Genomic DNA, 24,851 nt, shown 5'->3' with positions numbered 1-24,851 from the left:
ATCGTGTGAATCAATCAACTAGCACAGCTAATTTAAACTAAAGGAGGTAGGCTCCTTGATTGATGTAAATAAATTCCATTACATGAAAATAGGACTCGCTTCACCTGAAAAAATCCGCTCTTGGTCATATGGTGAGGTCAAAAAACCAGAAACAATTAACTATCGTACTTTAAAACCAGAAAAAGATGGTCTATTCTGTGAAAGAATTTTCGGACCTACTAAAGACTGGGAATGTAGTTGTGGGAAGTATAAACGTGTACGTTACAAAGGTATGATTTGTGACCGATGTGGTGTAGAAGTGACAAAATCAAAAGTACGTCGTGAACGTATGGGTCACATTGAGTTAGCAGCTCCAGTTTCGCATATTTGGTATTTTAAAGGAATCCCAAGCCGTATGGGTCTTTTGTTAGACATGTCACCACGTGCTTTAGAAGAAGTTATTTATTTTGCTTCTTATGTCGTTGTGGATCCAGGTCCAACAGGCTTAGAAAAGAAAACATTGCTTTCTGAAGCAGAATTCCGTGAATATTATGATAAATTCCCTGGTCAATTCACTGCAAAAATGGGTGCTGAAGGGATTAAAGATTTATTAGATGAGATCGATTTAGATCAAGAATTAAAAGTATTACGTGACGAATTGGAATCTGCAACAGGTCAACGTTTAACACGTGCCATCAAACGTTTAGAAGTTGTTGAGTCATTCCGTAACTCTGGTAACAACCCAGCTTGGATGATTTTAGACGTACTTCCAATTATTCCACCTGAGATTCGTCCAATGGTTCAACTCGATGGTGGTCGTTTTGCTACAAGTGATTTGAACGACTTATACCGTCGTGTTATTAACCGTAACAATCGTTTAAAACGTTTGTTAGATTTAGGTGCGCCCGGAATCATCGTTCAAAACGAAAAACGTATGTTACAAGAAGCTGTGGATGCGTTAATCGATAACGGTCGTCGTGGTCGCCCTGTAACAGGACCAGGTAACCGTCCATTAAAATCACTTTCACATATGTTAAAAGGTAAACAAGGTCGTTTCCGCCAAAACTTGTTAGGTAAACGTGTAGACTATTCAGGTCGTTCAGTAATCGCAGTAGGTCCAAACTTAAAAATGTACCAATGTGGTTTACCGAAAGAAATGGCATTAGAATTGTTCAAACCGTTTGTAATGAAAGAATTAGTGCAACGTGAAATTGCAACAAACATCAAAAATGCTAAAAGTAAAATTGAGCGTACTGAAGACGAAGTTTGGGACGTTTTAGAAGATGTTATTATTGAACACCCTGTACTTTTAAACCGTGCGCCAACATTGCACAGATTAGGTATCCAAGCGTTCGAACCTACATTAGTTGAAGGCCGTGCGATTCGTTTGCACCCACTCGTTACAACTGCCTATAACGCAGACTTTGACGGTGACCAAATGGCGGTTCACGTTCCATTATCTAAAGAAGCACAAGCAGAAGCACGTATGTTGATGCTTGCTGCACAAAACATCCTAAACCCTAAAGATGGTAAACCAGTCGTAACACCATCACAAGACATGGTATTAGGTAACTATTACTTAACATTAGAACGTAAAGACGCTGTTAATACAGGAATGATGTTTAACGATACGAATGAAGTAATCAAAGCTTATGCGAATGGCCATGTACATTTACACACACGTATTGGTGTCCAAGCTTCTTCATTCAACAACCCTACATTTACTGAGGAACAAAATAACAAAATTTTAGCGACATCTGTAGGTAAAGTCATCTTTAACGAAATTATTCCGGACTCATTTGCGTACATTAATGAGCCAACAGCAACAAACCTTGAGAAAAACACACCAGATAAATACTTTGTTGATCCATCAGAACTTGGTGAAGGTGGTCTAGCTGAGTACTTTGAAAATACTGAACTTGTTCCACCATTCAACAAAAAATTCTTGGGTAATATTATTGCAGAAGTGTTCAATCGCTTTAGCATTACAGATACGTCTATGATGCTTGACTTGATGAAAGACCTAGGATTTAAATATTCATCAAAAGCAGGTATTACAGTAGGTGTAGCAGACATTGTTGTATTACCAGATAAACAAGAAATCTTGGATGAGTCAGAAAAATTAGTTGAGCGTGTTCAAAAACAATTCAACCGTGGTTTATTAACAGAAGAAGAACGTTATAATGCGGTTATTGAAATTTGGACAAATGCAAAAGATAAAATCCAAGCTAAATTGATGAAATCACTTGATAAAACGAACCCAATCTTCATGATGAGTGACTCAGGTGCCCGTGGTAACGCATCTAACTTTACGCAACTTGCAGGTATGCGTGGTTTAATGGCCGCACCATCTGGTAAAATCATCGAACTTCCAATCACTTCATCATTCCGTGAAGGTTTAACGGTATTAGAGTACTTTATCTCTACTCACGGTGCGCGTAAAGGTCTTGCCGATACAGCACTGAAAACTGCCGACTCTGGTTACTTGACACGTCGTCTTGTTGACGTTGCACAAGATGTCATTGTTCGTGAAGAAGACTGTGGTACAGACCGTGGCTTACTCGTTTCAGATATTAAAGAAGGTACTGAAATGATCGAACCATTTATTGAACGTATCGAAGGTCGTTATTCAAAAGAAACTGTACGTCATCCTGAAACAGGTAAAATTATCATTCGCCCAGACGAATTAATTACACCAGAAATCGCTAAAGAAATTACGGATGCTGGTATTGAAGAAATGTATATTCGCTCTGCATTTACATGTAACACAAGACATGGTGTCTGTGAAAAATGTTACGGTAAAAACTTGGCAACAGGTGAAAAAGTCGAAGTTGGTGAAGCAGTAGGAACAATTGCTGCACAATCTATCGGTGAACCTGGTACACAATTAACAATGCGTACATTCCACACAGGTGGGGTTGCTGGTAGCGATATTACACAAGGTTTACCACGTATCCAAGAGATTTTCGAAGCGCGTAATCCTAAAGGTCAAGCTGTTATTACAGAAATTGAAGGTGTGATTGATAACATCACAGTTGGCAAAGATAGACAACAAGAAATCGTTGTTAAAGGTGCGAACGAAACACGCTCATATCTTGCCTCTGGTACATCACGCTTGAAAGTAGAAATTGGCCAATCCGTAGAACGTGGTGAAGTATTAACTGAAGGTTCAATTGAGCCGAAAAACTTCCTTGCAGTTGCTGGTTTAACAGCGACAGAAGAATACTTGCTTAAAGAAGTTCAAAAAGTTTATCGTATGCAAGGTGTAGAAATCGACGATAAACACGTTGAGGTTATGGTACGTCAAATGTTACGTAAAGTTCGTATCATTGAAGCAGGTGACACGAAATTATTACCAGGATCACTTGTTGATATCCATAACTTTACAGATGCGAACCGCGAAGCCTTTAAAGAACGTAAGCGTCCTGCGACTGCGAAACCAGTCTTGTTAGGTATTACAAAAGCTTCTCTTGAAACAGAAAGCTTCTTGTCAGCTGCATCCTTCCAAGAAACAACACGTGTTCTTACAGATGCTGCGATTAAAGGTAAACGTGATGACTTACTCGGACTTAAAGAAAATGTTATCATTGGTAAATTAATTCCTGCAGGTACGGGTATGAAACGCTACAGTAAAGTTGATATTGAAAAAGACGAAGCGCCACAACAAGGCCTTGAAGAGCAAGTCATTATCGACTAATTTGAATCATTGAAGTAAGTTGTAATATTGGGATCTGTCAATATATGATCTGTACTGACAGAAATAAAAGGTAGGGGCTGATTTCGATATCGTGTATACAATATTGAAATCAGACTGCCTGCATCCCCAATATAAGATTGACTGGTATTCACAAGTCTCTAAAAATCAATATTTATTGCGAATAACAGTTGACGAAGTATTTATGAAAATGATAATATAGTAAAGGTTGATGCAAGCAAGTACTTTGGAGGATATGTAAATGTCTAATGAAAAAGTCACACGCTTAAACAAACAAGCCTACGTTGTTGGTTTAAAAGAAACGCTAAAAGCGCTTCAAAAACAACGTGTAAAAACATTGATTATCGGTGAAGATGTTAATGTGCATCTCTTAGCACGCGTGTTATGCTTTGCCAATCAAAATAAGATACCTATCGAATTCTTTTCAAGCCGAAAAGCATTGGGAGAATATGTTGGTATAAATGTAAAAGCAACAGTTGTTGCTTTGCTCAAATGAGATTAGTAAGTTTTTGCTTACTAAATTTTATTTAACCTAAAAATGAACCACCTGGATGTGTGGGATTAAGAAATGAAGAGAGGAGGAAACTTGAAATGCCTACTATTAACCAATTAGTACGTAAACCAAGAAAAAGCAAAACTCAAAAATCAGACTCACCAGCTTTAAATAGAGGTTTCAATAGTCAAAAGAAACAATTCACTAAATTGAATTCTCCACAAAAACGTGGCGTATGTACACGTGTGGGTACTATGACACCTAAAAAACCTAACTCAGCGTTACGTAAATATGCACGTGTTCGTTTATCAAACAACATTGAAATCAACGCATACATTCCTGGTATCGGACACAACTTACAAGAGCACAGTGTTGTACTTGTACGTGGTGGACGTGTAAAAGACTTACCTGGTGTGCGTTACCATATCGTACGTGGTGCGTTAGATACATCTGGTGTTGATGGTCGTATGCAAAGCCGTTCATTATACGGTACTAAAAAACCTAAAAAATAAGGTTAAAAGATTGTAAATCAGCCTTTTAATCATGACTGATAGAATATAAATATACTATAATAGGAAGGGAGGACTTGTATTATGCCTCGTAAAGGATCAGTACCTAAAAGAGATGTGTTACCGGATCCAATTCACAACTCTAAGTTAGTAACAAAATTAATCAACAAGATTATGTTAGATGGTAAACGTGGAACTGCTCAACGTATTCTTTATTCAGCGTTCGACCTAGTTCAAGAACGTTCAGGTCGCGATGCTATGGAAGTTTTCGATGAAGCAATTAACAATATTATGCCAGTACTTGAAGTTAAAGCTCGCCGTGTAGGTGGTTCAAACTATCAAGTGCCTGTAGAGGTTCGTCCAGAGCGTCGTACAACTTTAGGTTTACGTTGGTTAGTAAACTATGCGCGCCTTCGTGGTGAAAAAACGATGGAAGAGCGTTTAGCTAACGAAATCTTAGACGCAGCAAACAATACTGGTGGTGCAGTTAAGAAACGTGAGGACACTCACAAAATGGCTGAAGCGAACAAAGCATTCGCTCACTATCGCTGGTAAGATATGTGCTAATTCCCTGAGCAATTCTAGTATCAGTAATCAACTTGCATTTTGCTTGTTTGAGAGAACTGTACGTGCTTAGGGTAAAGCTATATCTAAATATATTATCCTATTATTCTGGAAGGAGAAAGAATACCCATGGGAAGAGAATTTTCTTTGAAAAACACGCGTAATATCGGTATCATGGCACACATTGATGCGGGTAAAACGACTACTACTGAACGTATTCTTTATTACACTGGACGTATCCACAAAATTGGTGAAACACATGAAGGTGCTTCACAAATGGACTGGATGGAACAAGAACAAGACCGTGGTATTACGATTACTTCAGCCGCTACAACTGCAGCATGGAATGGTCACCGTGTTAACATCATCGACACACCAGGACACGTAGACTTCACTGTTGAAGTTGAACGTTCTTTACGTGTACTTGATGGTGCAGTGACAGTATTAGATGCGCAATCAGGTGTTGAACCTCAAACTGAAACAGTTTGGCGTCAAGCAACAACATACGGCGTACCACGTATCGTATTTGTAAACAAAATGGACAAATTAGGTGCTAACTTTGATTATGCAGTAAGCACTTTACATGATCGTTTACAAGCAAACGCAGCACCAATCCAATTACCAATTGGTGCAGAAGATGACTTCAATGCCATCATCGACTTAGTTACAATGAAATGTTTCAAATACACAAATGATTTAGGAACAGAAATTGAAGAAACTGAAATTCCTGAAGACCACCGTGAACGTGCAGAAGAAGCACGTGAAACATTAATCGAAGCTGTTGCTGAAACAAATGATGACTTGATGGAAAAAATCTTCAGTGAAGAAGAAATCACTGTTGACGAACTTAAAGACGCTATTCGTCAAGCAACAACAGACGTTGAATTCTACCCTGTATTATGTGGTACAGCGTTCAAAAACAAAGGTGTTCAATTAATGCTTGATGCTGTTATTGACTACCTTCCTTCTCCGTTAGATGTTAAACCAATCATTGGTCATCGTGCGGATGATCCTGATGAAGAAGTGATTGCGAAAGCAGACGACGATGCTGACTTCGCTGCACTTGCATTTAAAGTTATGACTGACCCATACGTTGGTAAGTTAACATTCTTCCGCGTATACTCAGGTACTTTAACTTCAGGTTCTTATGTTAAAAACTCAACAAAAGACAAACGTGAACGTGTAGGTCGTATCCTTCAAATGCACGCAAACTCACGTCAAGAAATCAGCACTGTATATTCTGGTGATATCGCAGCTGCTGTAGGTCTTAAAGATACTGGTACAGGTGACACGCTTTGTGGAGAGAAAAATGACATCATCCTTGAATCAATGGAATTCCCAGAGCCAGTTATCCACTTATCAGTTGAACCAAAATCTAAAGCTGACCAAGATAAAATGACTCAGGCGCTTGTGAAACTTCAAGAAGAAGACCCAACTTTCAAAGCGCATACAGATGAAGAAACAGGTCAAGTTATCATTGGTGGTATGGGTGAACTTCACCTTGACATCATTGTTGACCGTATGAAAAAAGAATTTAACGTTGAAGCTAACGTAGGTGCGCCAATGGTGTCTTATCGTGAGACATTCAGACAATCTGCTGCAGTTCAAGGTAAATTCTCTCGTCAATCTGGTGGTCGTGGTCAATACGGTGATGTACACATTGAATTCACACCAAACGAAACAGGTGCAGGTTTCGAATTCGAAAATGCTATCGTTGGTGGTGTAGTTCCTCGTGAATACATTCCATCAGTTGAACAAGGTCTTAAAGATGCTATGGAAAATGGTGTCTTAGCTGGTTACCCATTAATCGATGTTAAAGCAAAATTATTTGATGGTTCATACCACGATGTCGACTCATCTGAAATGGCCTTCAAAATTGCTGCATCTTTAGCGCTTAAAGAAGCTGCTAAAAAATGTGATCCAGTTATCTTAGAACCAATGATGAAAGTAACTATCGAAATGCCTGAAGAATACATGGGTGATATCATGGGTGACGTTACTGCCCGTCGTGGACGTGTAGATGGTATGGAACCACGTGGTAACGCACAAGTGGTAAACGCTTATGTACCACTTTCAGAAATGTTTGGTTACGCAACTTCATTACGTTCTAACACGCAAGGTCGCGGTACTTATACAATGTACTTCGATCACTATGCAGAGGTGCCAAAATCAATCTCTGAAGAAATCATCAAAAAGAACAAAGGCGAGTAATTCAATCATTACAAATTAGCGCGAATCATGTTAATATGACTAAGGGCAAGCCTTGTTTATAAATTGATTTTTTCAGTAAAATGATTTATAAAGGAAATATCATTATCTATCTCATGTTGGTGAGTAACTTTCATGAGAGATATTTAAAATATTAATTCTTATTCAAAGAGGAGAGATTTCATAATGGCAAAAGAAAAATTCGATCGCTCAAAAGAACATGCCAATATTGGTACTATCGGTCACGTTGACCATGGTAAAACTACTTTAACAGCTGCTATCGCAACTGTATTAGCTAAAAACGGTGACTCTGTTGCACAATCATACGACATGATTGACAACGCGCCAGAAGAAAAAGAACGTGGTATCACAATCAATACTTCACACATCGAATACCAAACAGACAAACGTCACTATGCACACGTTGACTGTCCTGGACACGCTGACTATGTTAAAAACATGATCACTGGTGCTGCTCAAATGGACGGTGGTATCTTAGTAGTATCTGCTGCTGATGGTCCAATGCCACAAACTCGTGAACACATCCTTTTATCACGTAACGTTGGTGTACCAGCATTAGTTGTATTCTTAAACAAAGTTGACATGGTTGACGATGAAGAATTATTAGAATTAGTTGAAATGGAAGTTCGTGACTTATTATCTGAATACGACTTCCCAGGCGATGACGTACCTGTAATCGCTGGTTCAGCATTAAAAGCTTTAGAAGGCGAACCAGAATACGAAGAAAAAATCTTAGAATTAATGCAAGCTGTTGATGATTACATTCCAACTCCAGAACGTGACTCAGACAAACCATTCATGATGCCAGTTGAGGACGTATTCTCAATCACTGGTCGTGGTACAGTTGCTACTGGTCGTGTTGAACGTGGTCAAATCAAAGTTGGTGAAGAAGTTGAAATCATCGGTTTAGCTGAAGAATCTTCTAAAACAACTGTTACTGGTGTAGAAATGTTCCGTAAATTACTAGACTACGCTGAAGCTGGTGACAACATTGGTGCTTTATTACGTGGTGTTGCACGTGAAGACATCAACCGTGGTCAAGTATTAGCTGCTCCTGGTTCAATTACACCACACACAAAGTTTAAAGCAGAAGTTTACGTATTATCTAAAGACGAAGGTGGTCGTCACACTCCATTCTTCTCTAACTACCGCCCACAATTCTATTTCCGTACTACTGACGTAACTGGCGTTGTTCACTTACCAGAAGGTACTGAAATGGTTATGCCTGGCGATAACGTTGAAATGGAAGTTGAATTAATTTCACCAATCGCTATCGAAGACGGTACGCGTTTCTCAATTCGTGAAGGTGGACGTACTGTAGGATCAGGCGTTGTTACTGAAATCGAAAAATAATTCATCTATTTGATGAGATAAAAGAGCTAGCCCTGTTGGGTTAGCTCTTTTTATATTGGCGCTCTGTCAAATCAGACTGATAAGCAAAGTATAGGGGTAAAGTAGTATCGCGTTACTTAATCTCTTTTTTGATGCGTTTCAAAATGATTCATACATAAAATGATAGACTGCACTACTAAACTATTTATAGAAGGGATACAATATAAAGCTAGCTTATCTAGAGAGCAATGCTAAAAATAACTATCTTTTCTTGTCTCCGCATCATGAACAAAGCTATAAGTAACTACTGTTATGAGTTGAATTAAAAGATCAATGGCATCTTACTAGTAAAAGTATTCTATTAATTCAATAGTACACTTCCATTTGAAATGTATTGCTTTTAAGCGTTAAAGTGTGTATGATGGAAATTATCTAAATATTCTCACTTCACTTTGATTGCGGGATATGATTCCGTTGAGTGTATTGTGTATAAGATGGGATAAATTAAACTATTTAATTTGAATTGGAAAGTGGGAAAACCATGGAGAATTTGACAGCAAAGCAATTTGTAATGAATATTTTGAATGGCATGGCTATTGGTGTCGTCGTTGTGCTTATTCCAGGTGCATTACTAGGAGAATTAATGAAAGTATTAGTACCTGTTCTGCCATTTTTGAAACCTATCGTAGGGGCTTTGGCATTGTCTAATGCGATGATGGGACTCGTGGTGGGTGTATTAACCGGTTTAAACTTTAAATTTAATCCAATCCAAGCTACGGCATTGGGATTAGCGACGATGTTTGCATCAGGTGCAGCGCAATTTGGAAAAGAAGGTATGATTATACTTAAAGGTACGGGCGATGTCATCAACATGGGACTGACAGCAGCATTAGGAGCAGCTGTGATTTTGTTTATCGGTGATAAGTTAAAAGCCTATACGATTTTAGTGATACCACTTATATTACTCGTAGGCGTTGGCTTTATTGGACGCTTGATGTTGCCGTACGTCATGCAAATCACCACATGGATTGGACATGGGGTCGCAGCACTATTGAGCCTTCAGGCAGTCGTGATGTGTATCATCATAGCAGTGATATTTAGCATAATGATTGTGTCGCCGATTACAACTGTAGGTATTTCACTTGCGATTTCAATTTCAGGCATTGGTGCAGGTGCAGCAAATATTGGTATTTGTGCAGCTGGTTTCGGATTTGCGATATTAGGTTGGTCAGTTAATACGAAAGGAACAAGTGTGGCACATTTTATTGGCTCGCCTAAAATGTCGATGGCGAATGCAGCGCAAAAGCCTATTATTTTACTACCTATTGTGTGTACAGCGGCTTGTTGTGGTCTGATTGCTTCTCTATTAAATATTATTGGCACACCTATGAGTGCAGGTTTTGGATTTAGTGGCTTAGTAGGACCCATTAATTATTTAAATTTAGTAGACGGTGGTTGGAATATAACTAATTTTATAAAAATGTTAGTTGCTTTTATTATTGCGCCGGTTGGATTCAATTTCTTATTTAAATATCTATTTATGCGTGTGTTCCCCATTGTGAAACCTGAAGATTATCGTTTGAATATTTAAAGCGTTAGCTGAAGCATTGTCCCATTCAATTGAAAATCGCTTCAACCTATACAACGAAATATAAAAAGAGAGGAGGGGACAATGGTTTATAACTTATAAAAAATAAGAAGGCAAGACGTTGAAGTCTGCCTTCTTAATAATTTGTGATACAGTTTGAGATCAACTTAAAATAGATTTCAAAAAATCAGTGCATATGACTTTTAATTATTTATAAAAAGGGGGTATCGTATTCAATCACTAACAGTATTACAAGCCTAGCGCGAGTAAGCGCGTATGAATATGATGATGTTTCATCCCCTCTTTAAGTAAGGATAACGAAAATCAAGCAACATAATGTTTAGATACCATGCTCAATCTCTTTTTTTCTATTGATAGTTAGATTTAAATACTAAGATTTAAATGAATATGCCACTATTATGGTTTATTCAGCTTCTCTAATTTCATCAGCAATATCGTTATAATCTATTTCAGTTTCTGTGAATGTACGATTATGAACTGGGAAATGTTGCTCAAAATTTTCGAAGTTTTGAATTTCAACTGTAACATGATCGACTTCAAAATCGAGGACATGCCCACCAAACTGACGGGCATCATCAGCGAAATGGATATGAAACCCTCCAGAACCTATCCCATGAAAGAGTTCAGGTGTAAAAAAGCCAATAAGAGTTCCTTGAATATTTTCTTCTGTTTGTTCTGGCTGTCTACGCGCAGAATTGATTAAACGTGTATAAGGGGGCTCTTGCCCAGGCATCATACGCACATGCATTTTTTTAAATGTTCCTGTAATTCTTACAGATGAAAACATATTTGCACTTAGCATATGTGCTTTCACTTCTTCTAACACGTCTTCAGAAGGTTTATTTTCTGTTTGGTAAGTTTCATCAGCAGAAAAGCGTGTAATTGTTGCATAAGGCGTCATTTCGTCGCCTTTTAATTTAACGAACTCTTTATGTTCATTTGCGTGATAAGCTTCTCCATTTAGAAAAATCACTTCACCGTCGGATCCTGTTAATGTTGCAAGTCCAGAGTCACCATGTTCCAGTACTTCTTTTACACTCATAGTGCCTTCTAATAGTCCTGCCATTAACGTACCTAAAGTCCCGTGTTGATATAATGTGTGTGCCATACTCTAATTACTCCTTTGCTTTCTTTTCTGTTTAATTTAATGCATCGGGTAGTACATTTGTTGATAATTTAATGTTATCGGCATAATTGACCGGAATATCAATTAAAACAGGTCCTTCTGTCGTATAACTTTCTTTAATTGCTTGTTCTAATTCTGCTGGTGTAGTGACGCGAACGCCTTTTGCTCCGAATGACTCTGCGTATTTGACAAAGTCAACTTCCCCGAATTCAACACCTGCAGAACGTTGATATTTCATTTCCTCTTGGAATTCAACCATATTGTAACGTCCGTCATTCCAAATCAATTGTGTAATATTAAGGTTTTTACGAACTGCTGTTTCAAGTTCTTGGCCAGAAAATAGGAAGCCACCATCTCCAGCAACTGAGATTACCCGTTCATGAGGTCTAACGAGTGCAGCAGCAATTGCCCAAGGTAAAGCGACACCTAATGTTTGCATCCCATTACTGAACAATAAATGACGTGGTTTATAGCTTCTAAATTTTCTAGCCATCCAAATGTAATGACTTCCTACATCGACAGTCACTGTTGAATCGTCACTAATTGTTTTTTGCATCGCATCGATAATTTCGATAGGGTGAAGGACACCTTCAACATGCGTTGCTTTAATCCCTGTTGCTTCAGATACATTATCTCTAAGTGAATCGAGTTTTTGTAATTTTTCTTCGTCTAAGATTGGATGATTAATATGTTCAGAAATGAGTTGAATTGTCTCTGATATATTACCAATCAATTCAGCTTTAGGTTGCATATGGTTCGTGATTTCTGCAGGAACTTCATCAATATTGATAATTTCAGTCTCTAATTCTTTATTCCAGTTACTTGCTTCATACTCAATTGGGTCATAACCAATTGTGATGACTAAATCACTTTTTCTAAGAAGCTCATCACCCACTTGGTTTCTAAATAAACCTATTCTTCCAAAGAAGTGTGACTCCAATTCACGGCTAATCACACCTGCACCTTGGAATGTTTCAACAACAGGTAATTTTGACTTTTCAACAAGTTGACGAATCGCATGTGTCTCAGCTTCACTAGAGCTACGCATACCCACTAATAATACAGGTGATTGTGCAGATTTTAAATCTTCGACAATATTTTTAATATCTTCCTCTGCAGGAACACCTAATTTTGGTTTTTGAGGAACAGTGATTGCTTCCGTTTGAACTGGCGCACTAATAACGTCTTGTGGAATACTGATAAAACTTGCACCATTTTTTCCAGAAGTTGCTTCTCGAATCGCATTTGTCATCACTTCTGATAATGATTCAGGATCTTGAACTTCCGCACTGAATTTTGTAGAAGATCTCAATAATGATGCATTGTCCACACTTTGATGGGTTAAACGAAGTAAATCATTACGCTTAACTTGTCCACCAATAGCGAGCACAGGGTCACCTTCAGAAGTTGCAGTGAGAAGGCCGGTAGTAAGATTGCTCACCCCTGGTCCACTTGTTACAAGGGCAACTCCTGGCTTTCCAGTCAATCGGCCAATTCCTTGCGCAATCATGGCAGCATTTTGCTCATGACGCGTAACAATAAGTTCAGGGCCATCATCTTTTAATGCATTAAAAAGAAAATCTATTTTTGCACCCGGTATACCAAATACATAGTCAATACCGTGATGTTTTAAAGTATCAATCACCATATCTGCAGCTGAATAGTTTTGATGAGTCATGTTATCAATTCCTTCCTTATCATGTAAGATAAGTCAGTATCAGTGAACGATTCATACCTAAAATATATTAGCAGGGTATCAAATAGATCACTCATATGACTTATGCCTATTTTAAGTCTAGAACACAAAACTAATTTAATCAAAAACAATGTTTTTATTATTTAGATGGAAATAGTTATTTTAAAAATATCAATTTATTAAGTCGTTGATATGACTTGTATTAAGCGATTACATGAATTTTGGCTATCGGATAATATCAATTTTTCAACAATTAAAATATAGAATAATAAATGAAGTAAAAGGGATTTTGATATAAAAATGAGCTCATTTTAGTGAGTGAATAAAACGCAAAGAAGAGGACAATCAAATCATTATTGTCCTCTTTTTTCTAAATCATTATAAATATGAAATTATCCATTAATATATGATAGCGCGCCTGAATTAGCCGTTTGAGAAGTAACGACATCATCAAAAAGATTTTCTATCTTGCTTATATTCTCAACTTGAAACCTTAACTAAAAGTTGCCTTCAAGTTCTAATATTTTCATGAATGTACTTACGGCGTACTTCATCGCACTTTCATCAATATCAAAGTGTGGACTATGATGGGGCCAATCGGTTTCTTTTTGAGGGTTACCGCAACCCGTAAAGAAAAAAGCACCGGGTCTGGCTTTTAAATAAAAAGAGAAATCTTCTCCAACCATCATGAGGTCAGAGTCATGGTATCGAAAGTTCAATGCATTGGCTGCCTTTTTAACGGTTTCTGCTGACGCTTCATGATTATAGACAGGTAAATAACCCTTAATGTAATCATATGAATAAGTGATATCGTTTGCCAATGCGAGTCCTTGAAGCAGCTTATCCATCTTATGATAGATGTGTGTTTGAACTTCAGAATCAAAAGTTCGAACAGTGCCTTGGCAAGTGGCTGTATCAGGAATAACGCTATCGGCGTTTCCTGCTTCAATCTTACCGAAAGAGAGTACTGCTTGTTTGACGGGATCTATCGTTCTTGAGACGATTTTTTGAGCACTTAAAATGAACTCTGCCAAAATAACGATGGGGTCGATGGTTTCGTGGGGTTTCGCGCCATGCCCTCCTTTACCAAAGAGCGTAATATGAAATTCATCCGGCTGTGCCATCATAGGCCCGGGTCGTGTATGAATCGTGCCGGTAGGGTAGCCTGTCCACAAATGGTTGCCATAGATTTTATCAACGCCCATTAATGCATTGTCTGCAATCATTTCTTGAGCGCCACCCGGTGTTAATTCCTCGCCATATTGAAATATCAGAACGACTGTCCCTTTCAACTCCGATTGATGCTCGTGTAATAGTTCCGCGACGGTTAATAATATAGACGTATGGCCATCATGACCACAGGCATGCATGATGCCTGGTACTTTAGAACGATAAGGGACGTCTTTTAAATCATCGATAGGTAGCGCATCGAAATCAGCGCGCAAAGCAATTGTAGGGCCGGGCTCTTCGCCTAATATACGGGCTAATATACCGTTTTGTCCTACATGCGCATCAATTTGAAAGTTTAATTTTTGGAGACGCTCTACAATATAATCATGAGTATGTTTTTCTTGAAAAGACAATTCGGGATATTGATGAAGATAACGACGTGTTTCAATCATATCCTGTTCTTTTTCATAAGCCAATTGGAACCAATCAGTCACGATGATCCCTCCTTACTTGCAGTTATTTCATTTATTATACACTTGCTTTTAAGTTTGTACAAAATACGTTATGATTAAAGTGTATGAAAATTGAAAGGGGAACTTAATCATGGTACAAAAGTTAAATGACTTTCTTGAAGAAAATATTAGTTATTTAAAAGATAATGGTCTTTATAATGAAATTGATACAATTGAAGGTGCAAACGGTCCTGAAATTAAAATTAATGGCAAAAAATACATTAACCTTTCTTCAAATAACTATTTAGGCTTAGCAACAAACGAAGATTTGAAAAAGGCAGCTAAAAGTGCTATTGATTCTCATGGTGTAGGTGCAGGGGCAGTACGTACTATTAATGGTACATTAGATTTACACGATGAACTTGAAGCGACTTTGGCGAAATTTAAAGGCACTGAAGCGGCAATTGCTTACCAATCAGGTTTCAATTGTAATATGGCTGCAATTTCAGCGGTTATGAATAAAAATGATGCTATTCTTTCTGATGAATTAAACCATGCCTCAATTATTGATGGTTGCCGTTTATCAAAAGCGAAAATTATTCGTGTTAACCATTCAGATATGGATGATTTACGTCAAAAAGCAAAAGAAGCTGTAGAATCTGGGCAATACAATAAAGTGATGTACATTACTGACGGTGTTTTCAGTATGGATGGTGATGTTGCTAAATTACCTGAAATTGTCGAAATTTGTGAAGAATACGGTATCATGGTTTACGTGGATGATGCACACGGTTCAGGTGTGATGGGTAAAGGTGCAGGTACAGTAAAACATTTCGGCTTACAAGACAAAGTTGATTTCCAAATCGGAACATTATCTAAAGCAATTGGTGTTGTGGGTGGCTATGTTGCGGGCTCACAAAAATTAATTGACTGGTTGAAAGTACAATCACGTCCGTTCTTATTCTCTACTTCATTGGCACCTGGCGATACAAAAGCTATTACTGAAGCAGTTAATAAATTAATGGCATCAACTGAACTTCATGATCGACTATGGGACAATGCGCATTATTTAAAAGAAGGTCTGAACCGTTTAGGATTTAATACAGGTAAATCTGAAACACCGATTACGCCTGTAATTATTGGAGACGAAAAGAAAACACAACAATTTAGTAAACGTTTAATGGATGAAGGCATTTATGTTAAATCTATCGTATTTCCAACTGTGCCACGTGGTACAGGACGTGTACGTAATATGCCAACAGCTGCACACACAAAAGAAATGCTAGATGAAGCGTTAGCGGTGTATGAACGTGTGGGTAAAGAATTAGAAGTCATTTAACTAAAAAAATTATATATTAAGATTCGTTATTTGAGCTGGAAAAGGGCACATATTCGAGTCATCTTTAAAAGAGCAAGGTGTACACTTATCATAGCAGTGTAATGATTTTACCTTGTTCTTTTTTGATTTAAGTGTCATATCGTATGCAGGACAGAAAATTAATTTTATTGTGAAACTTTGGTAAAGATAACTGCAATTGCGTATAAATGGTTATAAACGAATACGAAATCTAGTGAGTGACTTCCTTTATTTGTTTAGAGCTTTATCTTTAGCTTAAAATATGCTTATAGCTCAAACTGATTTAACATTAAGATGTCTTTGATATTTAAATTTGCGATAAAGTTAGAATTTGAAATCAATGTGTATTTATATGTATATCATGCATATACAAGAAAACGCTTTAATGTTATAATTACTCTATATTTTAAAGAAAATGATTGTACATAAAACACATGTGTCCTCAGGAGAAACACAGAATGGAGATGGATGACGTTATGAAAAGAATTATGGTTACCGGTGCGTTAGGACAAATTGGGACTGAGCTTGTCGCAAAATGCCGTGAAGTTTATGGTACTGAAAATGTGCTTGCTACTGATATTCGTGAGCCAGAAGCAGGTTCTATAGTTGCGGAAGGTCCGTTTGAAATACTAGATGTGACAGATGCAGATAAAATGATGCAAATTGCAGAATCATTTAAGCCTGATACTTTGATGCATATGGCTGCGCTATTGTCTGCAACTGCTGAACAAAAGCCTTTATTAGCATGGAATTTGAACATGGGTGGACTTGTAAATGCGTTAGAAACAGCGCGTCACTTAAACTTACAATTTTTTACCCCAAGTTCTATCGGTGCTTTTGGACCCAATACACCTAAGAAAAACACACCCCAAGTTACAATCCAAAGACCAAATACGATGTACGGTGTAAATAAAGTTTCTGGGGAATTATTGTGCGATTACTATTTTACTAAATTCGGTGTGGATACACGCAGTGTTCGTTTCCCTGGTTTGATTTCATATGTTAAAGAGCCCGGTGGCGGTACAACGGATTATGCCGTTGATATTTATTTCCAAGCGGTTCGAGAAGGTAAGTACACAAGCTATATTGATAAAAACACATATATGGATATGATGTTTATGGATGATGCGATACAAGCGATTATTCAATTAATGGAAGCAGACGGTGGTAAACTGATTCATCGTAATGCATATAACTTAAGTGCAATGAGTATAGAACCAGAAATGGTAAAGTCAGCAATTCAAGAACATATGCCTGAATTTACACTAGACTATGATGTAGATCCTGTACGTCAAGATATTGCTGAAAGTTGGCCAGATAATATTGATACGAGTTGCGCACGTGGCGAATGGGGCTTTAACCCTAAATATGATTTAGAAGCGATGACAACACGTATGTTAGAAGGTATTCGCGAGAAAGAAAGTCATAAAGCCTAAATTAATATTAAATAAAGCAGTAAAGTTGTTGAAAAGTATGTGGCTCAAGGAAATTCACCATTTCAATAACTTTACTGTTTTTTTGCTTGTTATAGTATCATTTCAGAGCTAAACAATAATAAGGGTGTCGACGTATATATCAAAACAATTGAAGTTCAATCGGTTAGAAAGTAAGATAGATGATAATATAGTCAATTCGTATAGGTTATTCGAAATAGCGCTATCTTTTTTGAAATGGCAGAAATATTTCACAAAAATTAAAATAAAATCTATAAATTGTTTTAATTTTCGGAATTCTCATTGAATTGTATGACTGTCATTGTTATAATGCATATATTACATTTACATAATTAGGAGGAATAATCATGTCAGAACTCATTAAACTTGATGCCAGAAAATCACTCAAAGAAAAGCCCGACAATGCATCGCTTACTTTCGGTGAAGTCTTCACTGATTACATGTTAAGCTTTGAGTACTCATTAGAAAAAGGATGGCACGATTTAAAGATTATTCCTTATGGTCCAATTGAACTTTCACCGTCAGCACAGAGTATTCACTATGGCCAATCAGTATTTGAAGGGTTAAAAGCATACAAACATAACGGCGAGGTTGTTTTGTTTAGACCTGAGGAAAATTTTAAACGTATCAATCAGTCGTTGGCACGTTTAAAAATGCCGGAAATTGACGAAGCATTATTGCTAGAAGGATTAAAACAGCTCGTAGATATTGATCGTGATTGGGTACCAGAAGGAGAAGGTCAGTCTCTTTATATTCGACCGACTGTATTTGCGACAGAAGGTGTGTTAGGTGTTCACCCGTCCCACGAATATCGCTTGTTAATTATTTTATCACCATCGGGTTCATATTATGGCGGTGACTCATTACGTCCAACTAAAATTTATGTTGAAGATGAATACGTACGTGCCGTGCGTGGAGGCGTTGGATTCGCGAAAGTAGCAGGTAACTACGCTGCAAGTTTACTTGCTCAAGCAAATGCGAATGAACTCGGTTTTGATCAAGTACTATGGTTAGATGGTGTAGAACAAAAATATGTTGAAGAAGTAGGAAGTATGAACATCTTTTTTGTCATTAATGGCAAAGTGTTTACGCCACAATTAAACGGGAGTATTTTACCAGGGATTACGAGAAAAACGGTGCTCGAATTGGCACAAACATTAGGGTATGAAGTTGAAGAGCGTCGTATTTCGATTGATGAATTATTTGATCTTCATAAAGAAGGCGCTTTACAAGAAGTGTTTGGTACCGGTACAGCAGCAGTCATCTCACCTGTAGGGACATTACAATTTAAAGATCAACAGATTGTAATTAATGATAATCAAACAGGCCCTATCACACAAGAACTTTATGATCACTACACAGGTATTCAAAGTGGAAAATTAGATGATCCTAAAGGATGGCGTGTAGTTGTACCACATTACGAAAGATAAGATATTTGAATCATTTTTAAATTTGAAAAAGGAAGCGTCAAAATTGCGTTGTTCAATTTTGGACGCTTTTTATTTTGAAGTATGATAAACCTAACGCAAAAAAAGATGAGGTGAGGAAAGAATGACAAATCAACAATGGATACTATTCGATAAAGATGGCACACTGATACATTTTGATCAGAGTTGGACCAAGATAGGCATACAATTAGTTGATGACGTCTGTGCATATTATAAAATTAATAATCAGAGCGAAGTGTATCACAAATTAGGTATACGTGATCATCAATTTGTGAAAGGAAGTATCATGGCTTCAGGGACGTTAAAAGATATGATAAATGTATTTAACGCTTTTACAGATGCGGATACTACAAAATGGGTTTCAGAAAGAAGTCAGCAACTGATACGTCAAAGACAGCCTGAAATCGAGTTGTATGAAGGTGTGCAGACATTGCTTTATGAACTAAAACAACAGTCTTATCATTTAGGTCTAGTGACAAGTGATAATGCGGTAGGGGTAGACAAATTTATCAAAACTACACAATTAGAGCAGGTTTTTGACATATTGATTTCTACAGAGGGTAATCATTATGAAAAGCCAGATGCACGGTTGCTTCAACCTTTGTGGGACATGGGCGTACAAGGTAAATCGCTTGTGATGGTGGGAGATACAGATAACGATATGTTGACTGGAAAAAATGCAGGTAGTGCTTTAAATGTAGGTGTAAGAACGGGATTAGGGCAAGAAGCGACATTTGAAGCGGCAGATGTGGTCATTGATGACATCAGTCAATTACTGTCTGTATTAGATAAAAAAGCAGATCAAAGAAGTTAACGACGTGCGTTGTTTCTTCTTTAACCTGCTTTAAAATTAGCGCATTAATCTTGATAAGATTCGGATTATGAACGCGAATCCACTTGTCTATATGTATGAATTACATGTTCGATTTTCTTGAGCACGATATCAATCGACTCGGGGTTTTCATATAAGTCGTATTCTTTAATATTGACACGAACAACTGGACAAGCGTTAAATTGATTAATCCAATCGTCATAACGTTTAAACAACATTTTCCAATATTCTGGATCAGTTTCGATTTCCATTTGACGTCCACGTGTTTGAATGCGTTCAATCACAGTGTCATAATCAGATTCGAGATAAATAAGGACATCTGGCTTAGGAAAGTAAGGTGTTAATACCATTGCCTCGAAAAGGTTTGAGTAGGTCTGGAAATCTTCTTCAGACATTGTACCTTGTTCTTCATGCATTTTCGCAAAAATATCGACGTCTTCATAAATAGAACGATCTTGTACAAAACCACCGCCATATTCGAACATACGTTTTTGTTCTTTGAAACGCTCTGCTAAAAAGTAAATTTGAAGATGGAAACTCCATCGATTGAAATCTTGATAAAATTTATCGAGGTAAGGATTATTTTCGACATTTTCATAAGAAGTTCGAAAGTTAAGCTTCTCAGCTAAAGCTTGCGTTAATGATGATTTACCAACACCAACGGTTCCAGCTATTGTAATAATAGCATTGGAAGGAATGTTATATTGATTCATTTCATTTGCCTCCGATTAGTTCGTTAATTTGTTCTAATACATGCGCATAGTCATCAGGATTTTCAACAAAGTCAATTTTTGTTGTGTCAATCCATAAAACATGATGACCATCATTTTTTAATGATTGATAGTAATTTGCATAATCTTCTTTAAGTTTTAATAAATAATCATCTTGGATATTCGCTTCGAAATCACGATCTCGTTTGGCGATACGTGCTTTAAGTATACTTAAATCTGCATCTAAAATAACAGTGAAGTCTGGAGAAATCAGATCTTCCGTTAAAATATCATAAATTCTGGAAAATTTATCATATTCCTTATCATTTAAAGTATTACGCGCAAAAATTTTGTTTTTATAAATATGATAGTCGCTGACAATGCCACCATCGTATTCAGCTAGATCTTGATAAGCTTTGTAACGATGACATAAGAAAAACATTTCCGTTTGAAAACTCCATTTGGAAATATCTGTATAAAAATCTGATAGATAAGGATTTTCGCCGACAATTTCTTTTGCTTCATAAAAGTGATAAGATTGACTCAACTTATGCGCTAATGAAGATTTGCCAACGCCTATCGGTCCTTCGATTGCGATAAACGGTTTTTTCATATTTTTCTCTCCATAAAAAATTTTATTGAACCAGTATTACAAATTTTAACATAAGTGAGGCTATTTCTGTATGACAAGTCATCAATATTATATGTCATTGGCACTTGAAGAAGCACGTGAAGCGGCAAAAAAAGGAGAAGTGCCTATCGGTGCCATTATCGTTAAAAATGAAAAAGTGATTGCACGTGCACATAATTTACGTGAAACAAATCAAATTCCGACTGCACATGCTGAGCAACTAGCAATAGAACGAGCTGCTGAAACACTAGGAACATGGCGATTAGAAGGATGTACATTGTATGTGACACTAGAGCCTTGCGTGATGTGTGCAGGAAGCATTGTGATGAGTCGAGTGGACAATGTTGTATTTGGTGCATATGATCCAAAAGGGGGATGCACCGGTAGTTTAATGAATCTCGTTCAAGATCAGCGTATGAATCACCGAGCAAAAGTGATTGAAGGTGTATTGGCCTACTCATGTGGTGAAATCTTACGTCAATTTTTTAGAACGCTACGTCAACGAAAAGCCACTAAGGCGATGTCAAACTAGGCTGTGATTAAGTTATCGAGGCATGAAAAAAAGATATGAGTTGGTGCCAAGTGTAAACAACAAATCCCCGACTGAATGACATAGCGTTGTACAAGTAATCCTTTCTTTCGTTTAAATAAATGAAGATGTTTGAACAATACTTATAGTCATAATTTTGATAGAATGAGACTGTATTTGAGACAGTCATTTTATAGTTAAAACATAAAAGAGAGAGGGATAAAGATGGTAAAACTTATTGCCACAGATATGGACGGCACGTTGCTAAACGCAGCACATGAAGTTTCACAAGAAAATATTGAAGCCATTCAATACGCACAATCACGCGGTGTTACAGTAACCATTGCGACAGGCCGAGCGTTTTATGAAGCGAATGATCCGATTAAACCAACAGGATTAAAAGTCCCATATATTTGTTTGAATGGCGCAGAAGTCCGTGATGAAAGCTTTGATATTGTCCATACATCGAGTCTAAATCATGAACTTTATCAACGTATTCGAAACGTGCTCGTTCGTGAAAATATCTATTATCAAATTTATACAAATTTTGGTATTTACACTGAAGACCCTGAGCGTGATTTAGCAATTTATTTGGACATTGCTAAATACTCAGGGCAACAACCTGATGTTGAAAAAATACGTCAACATATTAATCATCGTATTGAAATTGGAACATTAAAAGTAGTAAACAACTATGACAATATAGAATCCGTAACAGGAGAGTTAATCATGAAAGTTCTTGCGCATGATACGGATTTAGATAAAATTGCCCGAGTGAAGGCTGAATTGTCAGAGAGTAGTAATTTAGCGGTGTCTTCTTCTTCAAAAGGTAATCTAGAAATTACGCACATAGATGCACAAAAAGGGTTAGCATTATGTGCGATTGCTGAAAAATTAGGCATTGATATGAAAGATACCATGGCAATCGGTGACAATTTGAACGATAAATCAATGCTAGATCGTGCAGGTATTGCTGTGGCAATGGACAATGGTTTACCTGAATTAAAAGAAAATGCCACTTTTGTAACAGCTTCGAATGAAGAAAGTGGTGTCGCAAAAGCAATTTATCGTGTTTTAGGTGAGAATAATTAATTTGGCTTAAGCGTGATACTGCATATTGTCTTTTAACTCTATTATAGCGGGTATAATCCATCTAGCATGATGGATTTTGTATCAATCGGATTGGTGAAATGATATTTCAATTTTGCCTTTCCGATTTTTTTATGAATAAAAATAGAGAATCACTATAACGACGGTAAATTGTCTAGTTCCCAAGAATAATTTATAAACCAATAAAAAAGAACTCTAGATTATTGATTTAATCTAGAGTCCCTTCTAAATCATTAAAATTATGATGAGTTTGCCTCAAAAAAGATTATTTTTATGAGTGCAAACTATGATTTTCTATATTTCAATTTTGCAAACGCATCATGCTGATGGATAGATTCTTCGTTACGACATTCAATATCGAAGCCTTCTATCCAGTTGACCTCTACTAAGTCAGCAGCAATCAAGCGTATTAAATCTTCTACAAAACGTGGATTTTCGTAAGCGCGCTCTGTTACTCTTTTTTCATCAGGTCTTTTTAAGATAGGATAAAGCATTGAGCTCGCATTGGCTTCCATTGCATCTAAAATAATCTCTTTATGGTTTTCAGGTAATATCGCGTTTTTGTCAATATATGTTTTGACAGTAATCATACCACGTTGATTGTGTGCAGAGTATTCACTGATTTCCTTAGAACATGGACAGAGCGTTGTCACTGCAGCCTCAATTGTCAATTCTTTGCGTGTAATTTGATCGTTATCGACAGCTAAACCATATGTGACGTCTGCATGGCCAATTGCTTTAATTTGAGTGACTGGGCTCAAGCGATCAAAAAACCACTTTCCGCTCACGTCTACACCAGCACTTCGTTGTTTCATACTTGTTTTGAGACGATTCATCAGTTGTGTTAATGCTTCAAATTCAAGTCGAATCCCGTTGTCATATTCCGCTTCAACAGATTCTAATATACGACTCATGTTAATGCCTTTTTCATCTTGCGTCAGGCTTGTCGAAAAGCTAAAATTACCAGCCGTTTGGTATTGATCAATCCAAACAGGGTAAACGAGATTTTTAATTCCTACTTCTTCTATTTCAAATAAGAAATTTTTATGCGTACTTTGAAGGTCGGGCATTTCAGATTTTGTTGTCGGCTTACTTCCATTAACGGGATCAACCGAACCGAAATGTCTCCAACGACCTTCACGCGTTGATAAATCAAATTCAGTCATGTATCTTCCTCCACTAAATTTTCACAGTAATACGAATGTCATACCATTTATTTAAATTGATAAGTCCAAAATGTTTCTCTTGTTAAATAAGCTGCTGCATCTTTGGGTACACCCGATGCCTGTCCTTGAGGATTCGCAAGTTGTTCTAAAAACGGACCTGTTTGTGAACGATGCGCCTCAAAAGCAGCAAATTTTTGGTCTCTATAGTCTGAAATGTCATTGATGATATCAGGTTCACCGAGCACATCAATGGCGTCGTTACTGAATGCTACAAGTTGTAATCTTGGGCGACGACTTTCTTCCATTCGACCTACTGTTCTTACAACAGCTTCAGCAGTCGCTTCATGATCTGGGTGAACCGCATGCCCAGGATAGAAAGAAATAATGGTTGTAGGTTGCGTCTCATCAATTAATTTTTGAACCATCGCATCCATTTCTTCATGGGGTTCAAATTCAACCGTTTTATCGCGTAGCCCCATTTTACGTAAATCTGTAATCCCAATCGCCTTTGCAGCATCTTCAAGTTCGCGTTCACGAATATTAGGCAGTGATTCGCGTGTCGCGATAGGGGGATTTCCTAAGTTACGTGCCATTTGACCAAGTGTCAGACAAGCATAAGTAACTGGCACACCGTCGTTGATATAACGTGCAAGTGTACCAGCAGAGGAGAATGTCTCATCGTCAGGATGAGGAAAGATGACAAGAATATGTTTTTCAATCGTCATTTGTATTCGTACTCC

General features: G+C 37.3%; 20 protein-coding genes. 13 read left to right on the top strand and 7 right to left on the bottom strand.

Annotated elements, in window-relative coordinates:
* Window positions 1–55 precede the first annotated feature (55 nt).
* From rpoC to KM149_RS11070, 7 genes are all read left to right on the top strand, one after another.
* Window positions 56–3,676 (top strand): DNA-directed RNA polymerase subunit beta', encoded by a 3,621-nt coding sequence (gene rpoC / locus KM149_RS11100; protein WP_050331761.1) that lies wholly within the window; start codon window positions 56–58, stop codon window positions 3,674–3,676.
* Window positions 3,677–3,935: 259 nt separating this feature from the next.
* Window positions 3,936–4,190, top strand: coding sequence for a ribosomal L7Ae/L30e/S12e/Gadd45 family protein (locus KM149_RS11095; protein ID WP_165546018.1), 255 nt, complete (start codon window positions 3,936–3,938; stop codon window positions 4,188–4,190).
* A gap of 95 nt (window positions 4,191–4,285) precedes the next feature.
* Window positions 4,286–4,699 (top strand): 30S ribosomal protein S12, encoded by a 414-nt coding sequence (gene rpsL, locus KM149_RS11090; RefSeq protein WP_016424304.1) that lies wholly within the window; start codon window positions 4,286–4,288, stop codon window positions 4,697–4,699.
* 81 nt (window positions 4,700–4,780) lie between these two features.
* Window positions 4,781–5,251: a 30S ribosomal protein S7 gene (gene rpsG, locus KM149_RS11085; RefSeq protein ID WP_014614746.1), complete on the top strand. Its 471-nt coding sequence runs from the start codon at window positions 4,781–4,783 to the stop codon at window positions 5,249–5,251.
* A gap of 138 nt (window positions 5,252–5,389) precedes the next feature.
* The gene (gene fusA, locus KM149_RS11080; protein WP_050331760.1) at window positions 5,390–7,471 is read left to right on the top strand and encodes an elongation factor G; all 2,082 of its coding nucleotides are present in this window, start codon (window positions 5,390–5,392) and stop codon (window positions 7,469–7,471) included.
* A 183-nt stretch (window positions 7,472–7,654) separates the two neighbouring features.
* The gene (gene tuf / locus KM149_RS11075) at window positions 7,655–8,842 is read left to right on the top strand and encodes an elongation factor Tu (RefSeq protein WP_016424306.1); all 1,188 of its coding nucleotides are present in this window, start codon (window positions 7,655–7,657) and stop codon (window positions 8,840–8,842) included.
* A gap of 520 nt (window positions 8,843–9,362) precedes the next feature.
* Window positions 9,363–10,412, top strand: coding sequence for a PTS sugar transporter subunit IIC (locus KM149_RS11070; protein WP_103356310.1), 1,050 nt, complete (start codon window positions 9,363–9,365; stop codon window positions 10,410–10,412).
* 421 nt (window positions 10,413–10,833) lie between these two features.
* Here KM149_RS11070 and budA read toward each other — a convergent pair whose 3' ends face one another.
* The 3 genes from budA to KM149_RS11055 all read right to left on the bottom strand — a co-directional run bounded on the left by budA (window position 10,834) and on the right by KM149_RS11055 (window position 14,916).
* Window positions 10,834–11,538: an acetolactate decarboxylase gene (budA, locus tag KM149_RS11065; RefSeq protein ID WP_103356568.1), complete on the bottom strand. Its 705-nt coding sequence runs from the start codon at window positions 11,536–11,538 to the stop codon at window positions 10,834–10,836.
* Between the two features lie 31 nt (window positions 11,539–11,569).
* Window positions 11,570–13,234, bottom strand: a complete 1,665-nt coding sequence (gene alsS / locus KM149_RS11060) for an acetolactate synthase AlsS (RefSeq protein ID WP_050346067.1) — start codon at window positions 13,232–13,234, stop codon at window positions 11,570–11,572.
* A gap of 515 nt (window positions 13,235–13,749) precedes the next feature.
* The gene (locus tag KM149_RS11055) at window positions 13,750–14,916 is read right to left on the bottom strand and encodes a M20 family metallopeptidase (RefSeq protein WP_214972152.1); all 1,167 of its coding nucleotides are present in this window, start codon (window positions 14,914–14,916) and stop codon (window positions 13,750–13,752) included.
* Between the two features lie 109 nt (window positions 14,917–15,025).
* On the opposite strand from KM149_RS11055, the gene KM149_RS11050 reads away from it, so the two are divergent.
* The 4 genes from KM149_RS11050 to KM149_RS11035 all read left to right on the top strand — a co-directional run bounded on the left by KM149_RS11050 (window position 15,026) and on the right by KM149_RS11035 (window position 19,947).
* Entirely contained in the window at window positions 15,026–16,213 is a 1,188-nt protein-coding gene (locus KM149_RS11050) for a glycine C-acetyltransferase (protein WP_016424311.1), read from the top strand.
* A 494-nt stretch (window positions 16,214–16,707) separates the two neighbouring features.
* A complete protein-coding gene (locus KM149_RS11045; RefSeq protein ID WP_060830533.1) occupies window positions 16,708–17,667 on the top strand; it encodes an L-threonine 3-dehydrogenase in 960 nt (319 codons plus the stop codon).
* A 365-nt stretch (window positions 17,668–18,032) separates the two neighbouring features.
* Window positions 18,033–19,115, top strand: coding sequence for a branched-chain amino acid aminotransferase (locus KM149_RS11040; protein WP_241415397.1), 1,083 nt, complete (start codon window positions 18,033–18,035; stop codon window positions 19,113–19,115).
* Window positions 19,116–19,236: 121 nt separating this feature from the next.
* Window positions 19,237–19,947, top strand: a complete 711-nt coding sequence (locus tag KM149_RS11035) for an HAD family hydrolase (protein ID WP_182280414.1) — start codon at window positions 19,237–19,239, stop codon at window positions 19,945–19,947.
* A gap of 65 nt (window positions 19,948–20,012) precedes the next feature.
* Here the strand turns inward: KM149_RS11035 and KM149_RS11030 are convergent, their stop codons facing one another.
* Together KM149_RS11030 and KM149_RS11025 are read right to left on the bottom strand one after the other, a co-directional pair.
* The gene (locus KM149_RS11030) at window positions 20,013–20,678 is read right to left on the bottom strand and encodes a deoxynucleoside kinase (protein ID WP_050331752.1); all 666 of its coding nucleotides are present in this window, start codon (window positions 20,676–20,678) and stop codon (window positions 20,013–20,015) included.
* A gap of 1 nt (window position 20,679) precedes the next feature.
* Window positions 20,680–21,288, bottom strand: coding sequence for a deoxynucleoside kinase (locus tag KM149_RS11025; protein ID WP_050331751.1), 609 nt, complete (start codon window positions 21,286–21,288; stop codon window positions 20,680–20,682).
* Window positions 21,289–21,358: 70 nt separating this feature from the next.
* Between KM149_RS11025 and tadA the strand changes: the two genes are divergently transcribed.
* Complete coding sequence (gene tadA / locus KM149_RS11020) at window positions 21,359–21,838, top strand: tRNA adenosine(34) deaminase TadA (protein ID WP_241415396.1); 480 nt, start codon at window positions 21,359–21,361, stop codon at window positions 21,836–21,838.
* Window positions 21,839–22,060: 222 nt separating this feature from the next.
* Complete coding sequence (locus tag KM149_RS11015) at window positions 22,061–22,927, top strand: Cof-type HAD-IIB family hydrolase (protein WP_165546015.1); 867 nt, start codon at window positions 22,061–22,063, stop codon at window positions 22,925–22,927.
* Window positions 22,928–23,229: 302 nt separating this feature from the next.
* Here KM149_RS11015 and folE2 read toward each other — a convergent pair whose 3' ends face one another.
* Both folE2 and bshB2 read right to left on the bottom strand, forming a co-directional pair.
* Window positions 23,230–24,111, bottom strand: coding sequence for a GTP cyclohydrolase FolE2 (gene folE2 / locus KM149_RS11010; protein ID WP_214972162.1), 882 nt, complete (start codon window positions 24,109–24,111; stop codon window positions 23,230–23,232).
* A gap of 47 nt (window positions 24,112–24,158) precedes the next feature.
* Window positions 24,159–24,836: a bacillithiol biosynthesis deacetylase BshB2 gene (gene bshB2, locus KM149_RS11005; protein ID WP_060830361.1), complete on the bottom strand. Its 678-nt coding sequence runs from the start codon at window positions 24,834–24,836 to the stop codon at window positions 24,159–24,161.
* Window positions 24,837–24,851 lie beyond the last annotated feature (15 nt).

The organism is Staphylococcus coagulans (assembly GCF_022557135.1).
Classification (GTDB): domain Bacteria; phylum Bacillota; class Bacilli; order Staphylococcales; family Staphylococcaceae; genus Staphylococcus; species Staphylococcus coagulans.
The sequence above is the reverse complement of the archived record's forward strand: the minus strand, read 5'-3'. Positions and strand labels throughout refer to the sequence as shown.